The sequence below is a fragment of the Hyphomonas atlantica corrig. genome (assembly GCF_000682715.1).
Lineage (GTDB): Bacteria > Pseudomonadota > Alphaproteobacteria > Caulobacterales > Hyphomonadaceae > Hyphomonas > Hyphomonas atlantica.
Genome location: NZ_AWFH01000034.1, coordinates 174,030 through 190,263 on the forward strand (window position 1 = coordinate 174,030; position 16,234 = coordinate 190,263).

Below are 16,234 nucleotides of genomic sequence, written 5' to 3' on the forward strand. Positions count from 1 at the left end.
CTGCTCAGCGGCACGCGCCCGGTTACTTTTCCAACAGCGCCATTGTGTCGGTCATCAGGGGGCCGATTTCTGTGTGGAGGACGAGGTCAGCAAACGGATCCTGATCGGTAGGTTCGCGGTTGATGATCACCATCCTGGCGCCATTGCGTTTGGCCTCCATCGGGATGGCGGACGCCGGATACACGACAAGCGACGATCCGAGCACGATCACGAGGTCGCAGAGCAGGGCCTCTTCGCTGGCTTGCAGCATTTTGTCTTCCGGCATGGCCTGGCCAAAGGAAATCGTCGCATTTTTGATCAGGCCGGTGCAGAAGATGCAAGTAAGATCTTCATCATTCTCCCAGCGCGCCTTGAGTGTTTCGAATTCATATCGCTTGCCGCATTGAAGGCATTTGCCATAGCTCGCATTGCCGTGGATCTCGATCACCTTGTCATCCGGCACGCCGGAATCCTGATGAAGGTTATCGACATTCTGTGTGACTACGGAAGAAACCTTACCGCTCTTCACGAGGTCAGCAATTGCAAAGTGGCCGACATTCGGTTTCGCGCCGGTCCAGCCTTCGGTGCGGTTGAACACGCGGTTCCAGGATTCTCGCCGGGCTTCACGGGACGAGACAAAGTCCTGAAAATAGATGGGAGACATCTTGCTCCACACCCCGCCAGGGCTGCGGAAATCCGGAATGCCGCTTTCGGTCGAGATGCCTGCGCCAGTGAAAATCATCACGCGGCGAGCGTCTGAAATCATTCGAGCGAGTTTGCCTGCATCCGTCATGAGCGTCGTCTACGTAATCCTGTCGTTTCCGGTCCTTCTAGCAGCTAACCACTTGAACAGATTTGTAAAGCGCTTGCCCGGCGTGAAACAGTGTGCGGCCTAGACGATTGTGCCAAAAGCCGCGCCGATCAGGCCGGTGACTAGCATGGCCGCAGTGCCCCAGAAGACGATCCGCACAACCGCCTTCAGCTTGTGCGCGCCGCCTGCCTTCGCTGACAAAATGCCGAGAAGGACGAGCGCCAGCAGCGACACGATGGCGACGACCGGCGTGACGAGGCCGGATGGCGCGGCGACCCCGGCCAAGAGAGGCAGGATCGCGCCCGCCGAGAAGCTGACGGCAGAACTGACAGCGGCCTGAACGGGGCGTGCGGTGACAATCTCGTTGATGCCCAACTCGTCGCGAGCATGTGCCTCCAGCGCATCTTTCGCCATCAATTGGCGCGCCACATCATAGGCGGTGTCCTTGGCGACGCCGCGATTCATGTAGATATGCGCAAGTTCGACCAGTTCGGCTTCGGGATGATCCCGCAAGGCTACCTTTTCAATTTCCAGATCGGCTTGCTCGGTATCGGCCTGGGATGAGACTGAAACATACTCCCCCGCCGCCATGGACATCGCACCGGCGGCAAGACCCGCAAGGCCTGCGGTCAGGATCGCGGATTGGCTCGCATCGGCAGAGGCGACCCCGATCATCAGGCTGGCCGTGGACAGGATGCCATCATTCGCACCGAGAACGGTCGCGCGCAGCCATCCGATCCGGTGGCTGTAATGGTGTTCTCCGAGGGGGAATTCGGTCGACATGGCGTGTCTCCTGATCCCGTAAGCAGGCGACAGTTAGCGCGCCGGGTCAAGTCCACAGCATATCGCAGGCTGGGCGTGGTGTTCAGGCGTACATGCCGTCTCGCAGATTGATGCCGTGCTCCACCCAGGCCTTCATGGCGCAGATCATCTGCGACCAGCCCATGCAATTGCCGTAGGAATTCTTGAGTCCGTCCTCAGTTGATGGCCAGCCTTCTTCAGCGATGGAGACAATTGTCCGGCCATCATCCGTCGGCTCAAACCGCATCGTCACCAGCGTGGCCGTGCTGCCATCCTCGCCGCCCCATTTGAGGACGATGCGCTTGTTGGGTTCGACTTCGACCACATGGACAGGAAACGCGCCGGGAAAGTCATGGAAGTCCCACGTAACAGTTGCGCCCGTTTCGAGTCGTCCTTTTGCGCCGCCAGTCGTGAAGTAGCTGGACAGTTTTGCCGGATCGGCGACTGCCTCAAACACGTCTTCAACAGGGCGATTGATGCGCCCGCTCACCTCGAATTTGAGATCCATCACAGCCTCCCAGCGCTGCTTGTCACGCCAGAATTAATGTTATAAAAAACCAACATGTCAAGCGATGATAAAACCGACCTTGTTTTCAAGGCTCTGGCCGCGCCGATCCGGCGGGATATTCTGGACGTGCTGCGAGACACACCTCAGACGACGGGTGAGATCTGCGCGCGCTTCAGTCATCTCAATCGGTGCACAGTGATGCAGCATCTCGGCGTGCTGGAAGAGGCGGAGCTGGTCCTGGTGCGCCGCGCAGGCCGCCAGCGCTGGAATTACCTCAACGCCTTGCCGATCAAACATATCCATGACCGCTGGATCGGAGACTATGCAATGGGGGCAGTCAGCATGATCGACCGCCTCAAGACCGGTCTGGAAACGGAAACCGTTGCATGAGGGGCGAACGCTCCCTTGCGCTCTGCGGCGGGCGCGGATACCCCTTTTAAATCTGGTTCTTATGGAGGGACGCCCGATGAGCCCCATTCTAATTGTTCTGGCCGCAATCGTTGCGATCGCCGGTTTTGTCATCCTGATCTACAACGGCCTCGTGATGAAGCGCCAGCGGGTCAATCAGGCCTTTGCTGATGTGGATGTCCAGCTGAAGCAACGCCAGAATTTGATCCCCAACCTCGTCGAAACCGTGAAGGGCTACGCTGCCCACGAGAAAGAGACACTGGATGCGGTGATCAAGGCGCGCAGCGCGGCGCAGAGCGCCAACACGCCCGGCGAGATGTCAGCTGCCGAAGGCATGCTCACCGCATCGCTTGGCAAGCTGTTCGCGCTCGCCGAGGCCTATCCGGACCTGAAAGCCAACACGAACTTCCAGCAGCTGCAGACCGAACTCTCGACCATCGAGGACAAGCTGGCCGCCGCGCGGCGTTTCTACAATTCCGCGGTTCAGGACTACAACACGTCCCGCGAGCAATTCCCTGGTTCCATTGTGGCTGGCATGTTCAATTTCGAAGGCCGCGACTTCTTCGATGTGGGCGTCGAAGGCCGCGAGGCGCTTTCGACGGTGCCGGAAGTCAAATTCTAGGATAGATTGGCCCTCTCGATACGGAGGTGGGACCATGAAATATGTATTGATCAGCGCGGCGCTTGTCCTTGGGGCTTGCGCCGCGTCTTCTTCCGGCTGGAGTGCGTCGACCTGGAACGGGTTGCCTGACCGGACTGTTGCTGGTGGCGGCTACAGCTTCTTTGCTTCACCCGCCGAGGGCCAGGGCTTCAAGCTGAAATTCTCCGTGAAGTCTGATGGAACATTCGGCGTGGCTGAGGCCCCGACCGAAGACGCCTTGCTGGAGGCAGCAAAGGCCGCGACGCCAGAAGGCTGCAGCTTCGTCTCTCTGGAGCGCACACCGGATGGCGGGGCTGTCGCAGACTATGACTGCGGCTGAGCCGCGAACCAGGGTTCCAACAGGCTGATGGCCTCCTCAATCTGCGGCGTGGACAAGGCAAACGAGAACCGCATGAATCTGTGCCCTCCGACCGGGTCGAAATCGACGCCGGGCGCTGTGGCGATGCCGGTGTCCTCAAGCAGCTTCAGGCAGAAGGCGAGGCTGTCGTTTGTGTATTTGGAAATGTCCGCATAGATATAGAAAGCGCCATCGGGTGGAGCGATCCTCTCAAGCCCCAGCCGAGGCAGCGCTTCAAGCATCAATTCGCGGTTCTTGCGATAGACCTCGACATGGCCATCCAGCTCTTCCGCGCTGTCCATTGCGACCAGTCCGGCGTGTTGGGAGAGCGAAGGCGGCGTCAGGAAAAGATTGCCGACATAGGCGCTGGTCCGCGCTGCGCCATCTTCCGGGGATACAAGCCAACCAAGGCGCCAGGCAGGCATGGAGAAGTATTTCGAAAACGAATTCACGATGTACGCGTCAGGCGAAAACTCCAGCATCGAACATGTGTCCGGGCCATAGCTGAGCCCGTGATAGATTTCGTCAGAGATCACACGGATGTTCTTTGCTTTTGCGACAGCGGCAAGCTCGGCGAGTTCGCTGGCCGGAATGATCGTGCCGGTCGGATTGGCGGGGCTGGCGATGATGACGCCAGCCGGTACCGGGTCAATTGCGTCCAGCGCCGCAGCGGTCAGCTGGAACCGGACATCCGCCCCGCAGGCGATCTCCACAGGCTCCAGGTTCAGGGCACGCAACGTATTGCGATAGGCAACATAGCCCGGCCGGGCCAGGGCGATCCGGTCTCCCGGATTGAACGCCGTGGACAGGGCCAGAACGAGCGCCGGGGAGGCGCCACAAGTCAGCGTCACGCGGCCAGGCGGCAGGTCGATGCCGTATTCATCCTTGTAGTGGCGGCAGATACGTTCCTTGAGCGGACGGCTCTCCCAATAGCCCATCGGGTCGGTGTCGAGCACGTCATGGGCTTTTGCAATGGCGCCGCGCGGTGCTGGCGTAGAGGGCTGACCGAATTCCATATGCAGGATGCGGCGGCCCTCGGCCTTCAGGTCATGCGCGCGACGACTCACCGAAATGGCGCGAAATGGATCGATATCTTGTCCCATACTAGCGGGCGGTAACGGCTGGTAGCCAGGTTGCCAAGGCGGGAATTGCCGCAACCAGACCGATGAGGATCAACTGGAGCATGATGAATGGGATCGCACCCTGCCAGATCTGCATCGTTTTGATGCTGGGCGGCGCCGCTCCACGCAAATAGAACAAGGCAAAGCCAAAGGGCGGCGTCAGGAAACTCGTCTGAAGGTTGAGCGCCATAAGGATGGCCAGCCAGACCGGATCAAAGCCGAGAATGATCAGCGGCGGCGCGACGAGTGGCACGACGACGAACACAATCTCGATGAAGTCCAGGAAGAAGCCGAGGACGAACATGACCAGCATGGTTATGACCAGTGCGCCCCATCTGCCGCCGGGCATGGCGTGCAGCACATCGGCCACAATGTCGTCGCCGCCATAGCCGCGGAAGACGAGACTGAACAGCGAGGCCCCGATCAGGATCAGGAACACCATGCTGGTGATCTGCGTCGCGCTTTTGAGTGCCGGCAACAATTGGCGAACCCGTCGCAACACGATGAGACCCGCGGCGACACCGGCGAAGAACACGATAGACGCCAGGATCGTGAGCACGATGCCGAATTCGTTTGCGAGACCAATCTCCGCGACGCCGGTGCGCAGGTCGAACATGTTGCGCAACACGATGATGGTCACCACGCTGGCGAGGCCCGCTATCAGAAGCCATGACACGCGCTGTTCATGCTCATCATCGGCAAGGCGCAGGCCAGCAAGCAGGATGGCGCCGGCAACGCCGATGGCGGCCGCTTCTGTCGGTGGGGCGACGCCCCCAAGGATTGCCCCCAGCACAGCGATGATAAGCAGCAAGGGCGCGCCGAGGCCAAATGCGATCTCCCTGGCCGTCAGGGGCGGGCTGTCATCGTCCTGAACCGGTGGGCAACGATGCGGCTTGCGGATGGCCGTCAGAGCAATCCAGCCGAGATAGAGGCCGACCAGCAGAAGGCCGGGGATCAGCGCGCCGGCAAACAAATCACCCACGGACACGACAAAAGAGCCAGCAGCCCCTGTTGCCTGGCTTGCCTGGCTGGCGGCGTTCGAGATGGCGTCGGCAAGCAGGATTAGCACGATGGAGGGCGGGATGATCTGGCCGAGCGTGCCGGAGGCGGCGATTGTGCCGGTGGCAAGGCGCGGATCATAGCCCTGACGGATCATGGTGGGCAGGGCGATCAGTGTCATGGTGATGACCGTCGCGCCCACGATGCCTGTTGAGGCGGCCAGCAATGCGCCGACCAGAACGACGGCATAGCCAAGCCCGCCGCGCACCTTGCCAAGCAGCCTGCTGGCAATGTGAAGCAAGTCTTCCGCCACGCGGGAGCGTTCAAGGATCACGCCCATGAGCACGAAGAGCGGAACGGCGATCAGCGTCTGGTTCTGCATGATCGAGCCGCCGAGGATGCGACTGGGCAGGTTTCGGAGAAAGGCTTCGTCGAACACGCCGATGCCGATGCCGACGAGGGCGAAAAGCAATGCGACACCACCGAGCGTGAGCGCAACCTGATAGCCCGCCAGCAGCGCCAGTACAGCGCAGACGAACATCGAGATGGCAAGGATGACTTCAAGCTCCATGGATGCCTCCATGCGGGGCTTCGTCGGGGGCATCCTCGAGCTTGCCGGTCAGGCGCAGAGCGGCCTTCAATGCTTCGGACAATCCCTGTGTGACCATCAGCATGGCGAAGGCCGGAAGCAGCGTCTTGAACAGGAAGAGCAGGGGCAGACCGTCCGACTCGCGTGAGCCTTCGAACAGTGCCCAGCTGCGAGCGAGGCCCTGCTCGGTCATTGCCAGCAACCGGATGCAGATCGGGAAGAGGAAGAGGTAAATGCCAGCCAGCTCGACCCAGTTTCGCCCCCGCGTGCCGAAACGTGGGCGAAGAATATCTACGCGCACATGTGCGTCGTCTCTCAGGGCTGAGGCAGAGCCCAGCATGAACATGGCCGCAAAGGCATAGACGACAATCTCGTTCAGCCAGGTGAAAGAAAGGCCGAAAGCGTAGCGCAGCAGCACGACCAGCAACTGCGCGCCAACCAGAATGATGGCGCTAGCGATCGCGCCACCCAGCGCCCAGCCGGACACCGCGTCTATGCGCGAAATCAACCATTTGGCCGCGCGCTCAATCGGCTCAGGCCAGATCAGCAGGAGCAGCGGCAATGCGAGCAAAGGCGACAGGGCAAGGCCCAGCCATTTCATGGCACCTCCCACTGACAGGAAAATATCCGGTGACATGCTCTGCGTGCCCCCCGGTCTATTTGTTTGAATTGCGGGCGGCGTAGTACGGCCCTTCGGACACATCGGCCCAGCCGCGCATCAGCTTCAGGCTGGCCTCGAAGCTCTCATAGATGCGCTTCTCGATTCCGTCGCGCCCGGAGTCCGCGCGCACATCCCATGCCGCCTCAGCCATTCGGCTGACAACTTCATCCGGGAAACTGCGCATCTGTACGCCGTGTTCACGGGTCAGCAGGTCCAGGTGCACCGCATTCTGGTAGGTGAATTCGCCGAGGGAGGTGTGGTTTACGCTCTCGCAGGCCGCTTTGATGATGGCCTGCTCGCCGGGAGTGAGATCTTCCCAGATGCGGAGGTTCATGCCGACCGCGAGGCTGGCGCCGGGCTCATGGAAGCCGGGGCCATAGTAAAAAGGCGCTTCCCGATAGAAGCCGAGATAGTAGTCATTCCACGGGCCGACCCATTCGGTGGCGTCGATCGCGCCGGTCTGGAGGGATTGATAGATTTCCCCGCCGGGCAATGCGATGGACGATCCGCCCAGGGCGCGCAGCACATCGCCACCCTGGCCGGGAATGCGCATTTTCAGGCCGACAAGATCGTCCAGACTGTTGATCTCCTTGCGGAACCAGCCGCCCATCTGGTGACCGGTGTTCGCTGCCTGTATCGATTTGACGCCGAATTGCGCCGAGAGTTCGTCCCAGAGTTCCTGTCCGCCGCCAAAGTCGATCCACCCCATCAGTTCTTGCGCCGTCATGCCGAAGGGCACGGCGGTGAAGAAGGGATAGGCGCTGGACTTGGCGGTCCAGTAGTATTCCGCGCCATGATACATGTCCGCCGAGCCATTCGACACGGCGTCGAAGGATTCGAAAGGTGGCACCAATTCGCCGGCCGCGAAGACTTTCACCTCCATCAGCCCATCTGACATTTGCTGGATACGCTCGGCCACGCGCTCGGCGGCTTCGCCAAGACCGGGCAGGCCCTTGGGCCAGGTGGTGACCATATTGAAGCGGCGACGATTGCGCGCAATGGCCGGGGCAGCAAGGTCTGCAGCCTTTTCCGGATTGGCGAAAGCAGCGGCCGCCCCGGCAAGGCCGAGGGCACCCGCACCCAGCAGGTTGCGTCTATGGATCATCCAGTCCTCCCCCTGCCTTTTCCCGATCTCCCGTCCGGATCAAAGGCGGTATTGTGTCACTCGTCGTCGCCCAGTGGTCGCCAGACGTCGCCATCGAGCACTTCTAGCGGTTTGTAGCGACGTTTGTAGTCCATTTTCTGGCTACCTTTGACCCAATACCCCAAATAGACATGCGGCAGGCCGAGGTCCTGGGCATGAAGAATATGATCCAGGATGAGGTAGTGCCCGAGACCCCGGGCGCTGAGGTGGGGATCGAAGAAGGTATAGACCATCGAGAAGCCGTCGCGGAGAATGTCCGTGATCGAGGCAGCGACCAGCGGCGAATCCTCGTCCGGTCCGTCGCGATACTCGAAGATCAGGCTCTGCACCGGGCTGCCGCCAACCATCGCGCTATAGTCGCGATAGGACATGTCCGACATGCCGGCGCCGTTATGGCGGGAGCGCAGATAGGATTTCAGCAGGCGATATTGCTCGCGGCTTGGCTGGGCCTTAACCGGGCGGCGGATGATCGAGTCATTCCGGTTCAGGGCGCGGCGATCATTTCGTGATAGTTCAAAATCCCGCGTGGCGACGCGCACACTGCGGCAGGCATTGCAGCGTGGGCAGGCCGGGCGATAGGCGATGCTCTGGCTGCGCCGGAAGCCTGCCTGGCTCAGCGAATTGTGCACCAGATCCGCTTCCCCGATGGCCAGGTTGGTAAACGCCTTGCGTTCCTGCTTGCCCGGCAGGTACGGGCACGGGCTGAGATTCGTCACGTAGAAACGCAGCGAGCGCTCAAGACCAGGCGGCAGGATCTGGGAGTCGGTGAATTTCATGCCGCAGACGATACACTCACAAATCGAACCGCCAAGGGGCGAATATCGTAAACACGGCCCAAAGCAGAATGACGAGCGGGCCGCCGAACTTCATGAAATCCCCGAATTTGTAGTGTCCCGGGCCCATGACCAGCATGTTGGTCTGGTAAGCAATCGGCGTCGCGAAACAGCAATTAGCGCCATAGATCACCGCCAGGAGGAAGGGCAGCGGATCTTCCACCTTCAGCTCCGCCGCCGCAGATAGGGCGATGGGCGAGAACAGGATGGCCGTCGCGGCATTGCTGAGCAGATTGGTCAACAAGGCAACGGCCAGGAAGATCGCAGAGAGAACCGCCAGCGTGCCATAAGGCGAAGCGATATTGACCACGGCATGGGCAATTTCGCCCGCTGCGCCTGTTTTCTCCAGCGCCATACCCATCGCGAGCGCTGCGCCGATCACAAGGAAGATGCGCAGATCCAGCGCCCGGCTGGCCTGACGTGTGTTCAGGCAGCCCGCGACCAGCATTCCGACACCCGCAAGAACCGACGCATGCAGGATGGAGAGAAGGTTCGTAGCGGCCGCAATGACCATGGCGATGGATATGACCCGCGCGGCGAGGGCCTTGGTCGTGAGTGGGATTTCGGTCTGGGACCATTCGAGCAGGATGAGGTCGCGGCTGGAACGCAATTCCCGGAACGCATCAACCGGTCCACACAGGAGCAGCGTGTCGCCAGACTCCAGGCGGATCTCGCCCAGCTTGGTGCGGATCATGCGGCTGCGGCGCTGGATGCCGAGTGTCACGGCCCGCGTCAGGCGGCGGAAGCCGAGCATCTCAACCGTTCGGCCAACCATGCGGGAGCCGGGGGCGATCACCGCTTCAGTCAGGGCCAGCGTTCCGGGGCGGGGCGATTCTTCAAGGTCCGCTCCGGAGGCCTGCCAGACCTGCTGCAGGAAGTCTGGCTGGCGAGCGAGCACATTCTGAAGCGCCGCGCGGGTGGCGGCGATAATCACCAGATCACCCACTTGCAGGCTGATATCTTCATAAGGCGGCAGGAAGGCGCGCTCGCCGCGCTGGATCATGCGCACAGTCATGTCCGGCAAGTCTGTAAACATGCCCGCAATGGGTTTCTTGCCGAGCAGGAAATGTCCTTGTGTGACTTCGATCTGCGCCACGAATTGCTTGCCCGAAGGCTGGACGATGTCGTCAGACAGGCCCCGGCGGTTGGGCAGCATGAATTTGGAGAAGATCAGAATATAGAGCAGGCCCGCCGCGGCGAGGATCAGCCCCATTGGGGTCTGGTCAAAGAAGCCGAGTTGTTCGCCTGTGATCCGGTCATAGGATTCTGCAGCCAGCAAATTGGTCGAGGTGCCGATCAGGGTCGTCATGCCCGCAAAGATCGATGCGAAGCTGAGCGGCATCATCAGGCGCGATTGCGGCGCGTTCATGCGCATGGCGATGGCGGTCATCACAGGCAGGAACATGATGACAATGGGGGTATTGTTCACAAAGGCGCTGGTCACGAATACGGCGAGAAAGGCCAGTATCAGCGTCGTGACCGGTCGCTTGTCATATCCTGCAAGCAGGGCCTTGGTGGGGCCTTCCAGCGCGCCGGTCTGAAACAGGCCCTGGCCAACGACAAGCAGCGCCATGATCGTGATGAGGGCGGGGTTTCCGAAGCCCGACAACAGATCAGAGGCGCTGATCGCGTTGCCGTCCACATCGCTCGCCCCCGGAATGGCAAAGACGAGCAGGAGGGCCGCGATCACGCAAACGGAGACAAATTCCATCGACCAGCGGTCGAGCATGTAGAAGGTGATGGCTGCACACACGACGGCGAGGCTCGCCCACATCGGCCAGGTTTGGACCAGCTCAGATAGCATTGCGGCTCCGGGTCTTGAGTGTGCTTTGGCCCGGTCCGCAGGGACTAGCCGTCAAGATCAAGCAATATGCTTATCCGGCGATTGACTGACAAGTGCGGCTCACCCGGTTTAAGCGGTTGGGTATCCGCCAATCCTGTTACAGCGCGTACACGTTCGGGGGATATACCGGCATTTGAGAGCACCCGTCTCGCTGCGTTGGCGCGTTCGGAAGAGATATCCCAATTGCTCCGATTCGGAATCAGGCTCGGAAAGGCATCGGTGTGGCCCTCAATCGTGATCGCGCCTGGCATGCCCCCGAGGGCGACGCCAAGATCGCGTGTGAGTGCCTCACCTGAATCGGTCAGGGTGCCGCTTTCACTGTCAAAGAGAGGGCGCGCGTCGCCATCGACCAGGTCGATACGGATGCCGTTTGCCTCCTGGGTCAGGATCAGGCTCGTGCCAGCGGCGCTCAAGGCCGGGTTCGATTTCAGGGCATGGAACGCACGGGCGGATTCCGAAGGGCGCAGATCGACCAGCGTGCTCGATTGCGTTGCGGTGGTGTCTTCACCCGTGAAGAAGTCCGCGATCGCTGTGCGGGAGTCTGGTGACACACCACTGACGAGCCACATGACCAGGAAAAAGGCCACGAGCGCTGTCAGGAAGTCGACATAAGCCATCTTCCACGTGCCCATCTTGCGCCGAGGCGCGGCGGGCCTTCTGCCCGGAAAGCGTTGCGAGGTGGTGGTGGCAATCGCCATGCGCTTCAGTTCCCATCATTCTGTCAGGAATGGCGGTTCTACCAGAGCTTGGTTTATGCCGGTTGAGAACAAAGGGTGGGATTTGCGTCAAATTTCAATGAAGTGGCGGCGCTCTATCAGCTCGGTGATTTTAGTATTCGCGCGACTAGTTCGAATATTGGAGAAGAGTACTCCAAGGTCGTTGCGAAGAGTGCAACATAGAGAGCGTACCTAATCTCCCGATTGGGATGAAACAGATAGTGCCGCACATCCCACCAGCGAACTTCACGCGCAAAAATATCGAATTGGCCGTCTACGCCAACACTGTCGCTGGTGCCATCATCAGCTTTGCTTGCGGATCCGATCTTCAGCTTCGTCAACGTTTCCGCGTCGACGCGAACTTCATTTCTGTCCTGCCCAAAGTAAGCGGCCTTTAGTCGTATTTCTGTTCTGCAGACGCTGTTTCCGCCTTCTTGGAACTGAACAACGAAATACTTGTCACCGTATGCTTCGTTTAGTTTCGAGCCGGCTTCACGATACCCAAGGCCGCTATAACCAGTTTCCCCTACCAGCTTGGCCATCGTGTACGGATTGAGACGCATAAGTCGCTTTTCAGGTAGAGCGCCAGCAGGAACTCTCATTTCGAAGACTTGGTCATGTGTCTCCAAGCCCTTGTATCGCGCAATCAGACGAACAATGACGAACGCGGCAATTCCCAAAATTAAACTAAGTACCAAATTCCATACATTGATCACTAGTAGTGGTTGATCGCAGGCCAAGCCCCATTCTTTTGTAGTCGTGCATATGTAAGACGGCACCTTTCCAATTTGCTCCAGCATCCTTGTCTTCCCCCTCATGTAATCTAGTAGTGATCTCTCTCAGTCGGACTATCTAACGACAAGATAGCAACCGCTTTCAACTAAGGGGCGATACAGAATGGCGAAAACAGCGTTTCTTGGCCTTGGGGTCATGGGGTTTCACATGGCTGGCCATCTGGCGGCCAAGGGCCATCAGGTGACCGTCTGGAACCGGAGCGAGGCCAAGCGCGGTGACTGGGCGGCCCAGCACAAGGGCGAGGTGGCGAAGAGCCCGGCGGATGCCGCGTTCGGCGCGGAGTTCGTGTTCCTGTGCCTGGGGGATGATCCGGACGTCCGCGACGTGTTCGACCAGCTGGAGCCGAGCCTTGGCGCGGGCATGATTGTCGTGGACCACACCACTGCGTCTGCCGGACTGGCGCGGGAGCTGGACGAGCGCTGCCGCGTGAAGGGTGCGCGCTTCCTGGACGCGCCGATCAGCGGCGGCGAGGCCGGGGCCATCAATGGCAAGCTGACCATCATGTGCGGCGGCGAGGAGAAGGCGTTCAAATCTGCCGAGCCCGTCATGGCGGCCTATGGCAAGAGCATGACGCTGATCGGTGAGAGCGGCGCGGGCCAACTCGCCAAGTCCGTGAACCAGATCTGTATTGCGGGCATTGTGCAGGGCCTCTCCGAAGGGCTGCACTTTGCCGAGCAGGCGGGGCTGGACGCGGAGAAAGTGATCGCGGCCATCAGCGGCGGCGCGGCGCAAAGCTGGCAGATGGACAATCGCTGGAAGACGATGGTCGAGGGGCAATTCGAGCATGGCTTCGCCGTGGACTGGATGCGCAAGGATTTGCGGATCGCGCTGGAGGCGGCGCGGGAGAATGGCGCGAGCCTGCCGCTGACGGCGACTGTGGACCAATACTACGCCGATGTTCAGGCGATGGGCGGGCAGCGCTGGGATACGTCCAGCCTGATCGCCCGGCTTACGCGGGACTGATCGGCCATGCGCCTGCTTGAAGTTCACCTGCCAGCCGATGACCGGTTCGATACCGTGATCCGTGCCGTGAAGGCCGCGGACCCGATCGACTATTATGTTCAGAATACAGAACGCAAGGACCGGAAGCTGATCTCCGTCTTCATCCGCGAGGGGACCGGGCAATCGCTGATCGACAACATCCAGACGGCGCTGGAGACGTGTGATGATTTCCGCATCACCGTCCTGCCGGTTGAGGCCACGGCCCCGAACATTGAAGAGGCCACTGACCAGAAGGCCCAGAAACAGATTCAGGCCACGCGGGAAGAGATCTATTCCGATGTTTCCACCGGGGCCCGGCTGGACCGCGACTTCGTCATTATGGTGGTGCTGTCCACCATCGTGGCGGCGATTGGCCTGAACTCCGATGGCATTGCGGCCGTGATTGGTGCGATGGTGATTGCGCCACTGTTGGGGCCGGTGCTTGGCTTTTCCATGGGCGCTGCGCTGGGAGATTTCAAACTGCTGAAGCGCGCCTCGGTGACGCTGGCGTCGGGCATCGGCATCGCGCTGCTTTGTGCGTGGCTCTTGTCCTTCGTGTTGCAGATTGATCTTCAGAGCCGGGAACTTATGTCCCGCGCAGAAGTGCGGCTGGACGGGCTGGCGCTGGCAATGGCGGCGGGCGGCGCGGCGGCGCTGTCTCTGACGCGTGGACAGGCCTCGGCGCTTGTCGGCGTCATGGTGGCCGCGGCTCTGTTGCCGCCGGGCGCAGCGCTGGGCCTGTTCGTTGGAACGGGGCACTGGACGCTGGCCATGCGGGCCGGATTGCTGTTGGCGCTCAACGTCGTCGCGCTGGTTCTGGCAGCGTTGATCGTGTTCCGGCTGCGGAAGATCCGGCCACGTGCCTGGATCGACCAGAAGAATGCGCAGCGTGCGGTGTGGATCAATGCGGTCCTGTCCATCCTGTTGTTGACCATCGCCACCGCCCTGATCATCTGGCTGGATCTTGGCTCGGAAGTGTCTGTCGGCTAGGCTTTCCGGGACGGAGAGGCGCGCATGGCGAAGAACGAGAACAAGACCCAGCCGACCGACGTGTCGCCAGCCGATTTCATTGCCAGCGTTGAGCATGATCGCAGGCGCGAAGATGCCGAAGTTCTGCTGAAATGGTTTGAGGATGTCACAGGCTACGCGCCGAAAATGTGGGGGCCGAGCCTGATCGGTTATGGCCGCTATCACTACAAATATGACAGCGGACGCGAGGGCGACATGCTGGTCACGGGCTTTTCCCCGCGCAAGGCCAATCTGGTGATGTATATCATGCCGGGCTATCGCGACATGAGCGAGAAGCTGGCGCGGTTGGGCAAGCACAAGCTGGGCAAGAGCTGTCTTTACATCAACAAGCTGGCCGACATCGACATGGATGTGCTGCGGGAGATCGTCGAGGACGGCGTGGCCTACATGAAGGCGAATTATCAGACGTGGGACGCATGATAGACCACAGTCTGACGGGAATGTGATCGGAACTGTCTGAGGGGGCGGCCCGTTCAGTCTGGGAACACCAGATTGGAGTATCCCCCGATGAACGACCCCCTCAAGACAATCAATCCAGCGACCGGCGAGTTGCTGAACACGTATCCGCGCATGAGCAATGCCGAGATGCAGACCGCCATCGAGCAGTGCCACGCCGCCTATCAGGACTGGCGTCAGCGCAGCCTGGAAGACCGTGCCAAGGTGATCAAGGCCATCGGTGATGAGCTGCGCAAGCATGTCGATGACTATGCCGAGTTGATGACCAGGGAGATGGGCAAGCTCTATCGCGATGGCCAGGAAGAGGTGAAGCTCTGCGCCGGGATCTGTGACTACACCGCCGAGCAAGGACCGAAAGAGCTGGCCAGCGAAGAACGGGAGATTATGACCGGCAAGAAGGGCATCGTGACCTACTCTCCGATCGGGATTGTCTATGGCATCCAGCCCTGGAACTTCCCGCTCTACCAAGCCATCCGCTATTCCATTTCGAATTTGATGGCAGGCAATGGCGTGCTGCTGAAGCATGCAGAAGCGTGCACCGGCAGTGGGCTGATGCTGCGTGATATCTATGAGGCGGCGGGCCTGCCGAAACATCTGTTTACGGTCTTGTTGATCTCGCATGACCAGTCCGAGAAGGTGATTGAGCATGATCTTGTGCGCGGCGTGACCCTGACGGGCAGCGATGGCGCGGGCAAGATTGTGGCGGAGCAGGCAGGCAAGGCGCTGAAGAAGACCGTGCTGGAGCTGGGCTCCAACGACGCCTATCTGGTGCTGGACGATGCCGATCTGGATCTGGCGGTGAAAAAGTCCGTCGAAGGCCGCCTGTTCAACAATGGTGAGACCTGTGTGAACGCGAAACGGTTCATTGTGACAGACAAGAATTATGACGCCTTCACCGAACGGTTCGTAGAAGCCATGTCGAACATCAAATCCGGCGATCCGTTCAGCGAGGATACGGACATCGGTCCAATGGCCCGCGCCGATTTGCGGGAGACGCTGCACGAGCAGGTTACAGAGAGCGTCAGGAATGGCGCGAAGATCCGCTGTGGTGGCGAGGTGCCGGACGGCGAGGGCGCATATTATCCTGCCACCGTGCTGACCGAGGTTGAACCCGGCCAGCCGGCCTATGACGATGAATTGTTCGGCCCCGTGGCCTCGGTCATCCGCGCGAAGGATGATGAAGACGCCATGCGCATCGCCAATGACAGCCGTTACGGCCTCGGTGGTGGCATCTTTTCGGCCAATGAAGACCGGGCAATCGAGCTGGCCTGCAATCATTTCGACACCGGCATGGTGATGATCAATGGCTATGGCATTGCCACGCCCAACATGCCGTTCGGCGGGGTGAAGGATTCCGGTTACGGCCGCGAGCATGGCGGCTTTGGCATGAAGGAATTCGTCAACATCAAAGCAGTTTTCGTATACTGATCAATGCACTGGCCCGGCTCATCGCCGGGCCTTTTCCCACCGCTCGGGTTTACATCTGCCTCAGATCGCCTAGGTATGGCGTGAGTTCGACAGAGCACCCGTGCGCGCGCCGCGGCCTCTGAAATCCACCTACC

General features: G+C 60.3%; 18 protein-coding genes. 7 read left to right on the forward strand and 11 right to left on the reverse strand.

Annotated elements, in window-relative coordinates; genetic code table 11:
• Positions 1–22 precede the first annotated feature (22 nt).
• The 3 genes from HY36_RS12220 to HY36_RS12230 form a co-directional block, all read right to left on the reverse strand.
• A complete protein-coding gene (locus HY36_RS12220) occupies positions 23–772 on the reverse strand; it encodes an SIR2 family NAD-dependent protein deacylase (protein ID WP_035553151.1) in 750 nt (249 codons plus the stop codon).
• 99 nt (positions 773–871) lie between these two features.
• Positions 872–1,573 carry a VIT1/CCC1 transporter family protein gene (locus HY36_RS12225; protein WP_035553154.1) on the reverse strand — a complete coding sequence of 234 codons (702 nt, stop codon included), beginning with the start codon at positions 1,571–1,573 and terminating at the stop codon, positions 872–874.
• Between the two features lie 82 nt (positions 1,574–1,655).
• Complete coding sequence (locus HY36_RS12230; RefSeq protein WP_035553157.1) at positions 1,656–2,099, reverse strand: SRPBCC family protein; 444 nt, start codon at positions 2,097–2,099, stop codon at positions 1,656–1,658.
• Between the two features lie 54 nt (positions 2,100–2,153).
• On the opposite strand from HY36_RS12230, the gene HY36_RS12235 reads away from it, so the two are divergent.
• From HY36_RS12235 to HY36_RS12245, 3 genes are all read left to right on the forward strand, one after another.
• Positions 2,154–2,489: an ArsR/SmtB family transcription factor gene (locus tag HY36_RS12235; protein ID WP_035553160.1), complete on the forward strand. Its 336-nt coding sequence runs from the start codon at positions 2,154–2,156 to the stop codon at positions 2,487–2,489.
• A 76-nt stretch (positions 2,490–2,565) separates the two neighbouring features.
• Complete coding sequence (locus tag HY36_RS12240) at positions 2,566–3,129, forward strand: LemA family protein (protein ID WP_035553163.1); 564 nt, start codon at positions 2,566–2,568, stop codon at positions 3,127–3,129.
• Positions 3,130–3,163: 34 nt separating this feature from the next.
• Positions 3,164–3,487, forward strand: coding sequence for a hypothetical protein (locus tag HY36_RS12245; RefSeq protein WP_035553165.1), 324 nt, complete (start codon positions 3,164–3,166; stop codon positions 3,485–3,487).
• On the opposite strand, the gene HY36_RS12250 is transcribed toward HY36_RS12245, so the two are convergent.
• The 8 genes from HY36_RS12250 to HY36_RS12285 all read right to left on the reverse strand — a co-directional run bounded on the left by HY36_RS12250 (position 3,472) and on the right by HY36_RS12285 (position 12,211).
• Positions 3,472–4,608, reverse strand: a complete 1,137-nt coding sequence (locus HY36_RS12250; protein WP_035553167.1) for a pyridoxal phosphate-dependent aminotransferase — start codon at positions 4,606–4,608, stop codon at positions 3,472–3,474. The genes HY36_RS12245 and HY36_RS12250 overlap by 16 nt on opposite strands.
• A gap of 1 nt (position 4,609) precedes the next feature.
• The gene (locus tag HY36_RS12255) at positions 4,610–6,196 is read right to left on the reverse strand and encodes a TRAP transporter large permease (protein ID WP_035553415.1); all 1,587 of its coding nucleotides are present in this window, start codon (positions 6,194–6,196) and stop codon (positions 4,610–4,612) included.
• Positions 6,186–6,851 (reverse strand): TRAP transporter small permease subunit, encoded by a 666-nt coding sequence (locus HY36_RS12260; protein WP_035553170.1) that lies wholly within the window; start codon positions 6,849–6,851, stop codon positions 6,186–6,188. Before HY36_RS12260 ends, HY36_RS12255 begins: the two co-directional genes overlap by 11 nt.
• Positions 6,852–6,870: 19 nt before the next feature.
• Positions 6,871–7,980, reverse strand: coding sequence for a TRAP transporter substrate-binding protein (locus tag HY36_RS12265; protein WP_035553173.1), 1,110 nt, complete (start codon positions 7,978–7,980; stop codon positions 6,871–6,873).
• Positions 7,981–8,036: 56 nt separating this feature from the next.
• Complete coding sequence (locus HY36_RS12270; RefSeq protein WP_051602761.1) at positions 8,037–8,795, reverse strand: arginyltransferase; 759 nt, start codon at positions 8,793–8,795, stop codon at positions 8,037–8,039.
• A gap of 16 nt (positions 8,796–8,811) precedes the next feature.
• Positions 8,812–10,656 (reverse strand): SLC13 family permease, encoded by a 1,845-nt coding sequence (locus HY36_RS12275; RefSeq protein WP_035553175.1) that lies wholly within the window; start codon positions 10,654–10,656, stop codon positions 8,812–8,814.
• A gap of 44 nt (positions 10,657–10,700) precedes the next feature.
• A complete protein-coding gene (locus HY36_RS12280; protein ID WP_035553177.1) occupies positions 10,701–11,327 on the reverse strand; it encodes an OmpA family protein in 627 nt (208 codons plus the stop codon).
• Positions 11,328–11,509: 182 nt separating this feature from the next.
• A complete protein-coding gene (locus tag HY36_RS12285) occupies positions 11,510–12,211 on the reverse strand; it encodes a hypothetical protein (RefSeq protein WP_035553180.1) in 702 nt (233 codons plus the stop codon).
• A gap of 97 nt (positions 12,212–12,308) precedes the next feature.
• Between HY36_RS12285 and HY36_RS12290 the strand changes: the two genes are divergently transcribed.
• The 4 genes from HY36_RS12290 (at position 12,309) to HY36_RS12305 (ending at position 16,100) form a co-directional block, all read left to right on the forward strand.
• Positions 12,309–13,169 (forward strand): NAD(P)-dependent oxidoreductase, encoded by an 861-nt coding sequence (locus HY36_RS12290; RefSeq protein WP_035553182.1) that lies wholly within the window; start codon positions 12,309–12,311, stop codon positions 13,167–13,169.
• A 6-nt stretch (positions 13,170–13,175) separates the two neighbouring features.
• Entirely contained in the window at positions 13,176–14,177 is a 1,002-nt protein-coding gene (locus HY36_RS12295) for a TIGR00341 family protein (protein WP_035553184.1), read from the forward strand.
• 24 nt (positions 14,178–14,201) lie between these two features.
• Positions 14,202–14,636, forward strand: a complete 435-nt coding sequence (locus HY36_RS12300; RefSeq protein WP_035553187.1) for a DUF1801 domain-containing protein — start codon at positions 14,202–14,204, stop codon at positions 14,634–14,636.
• A gap of 87 nt (positions 14,637–14,723) precedes the next feature.
• Complete coding sequence (locus HY36_RS12305; protein ID WP_035553191.1) at positions 14,724–16,100, forward strand: NAD-dependent succinate-semialdehyde dehydrogenase; 1,377 nt, start codon at positions 14,724–14,726, stop codon at positions 16,098–16,100.
• Positions 16,101–16,234 lie beyond the last annotated feature (134 nt).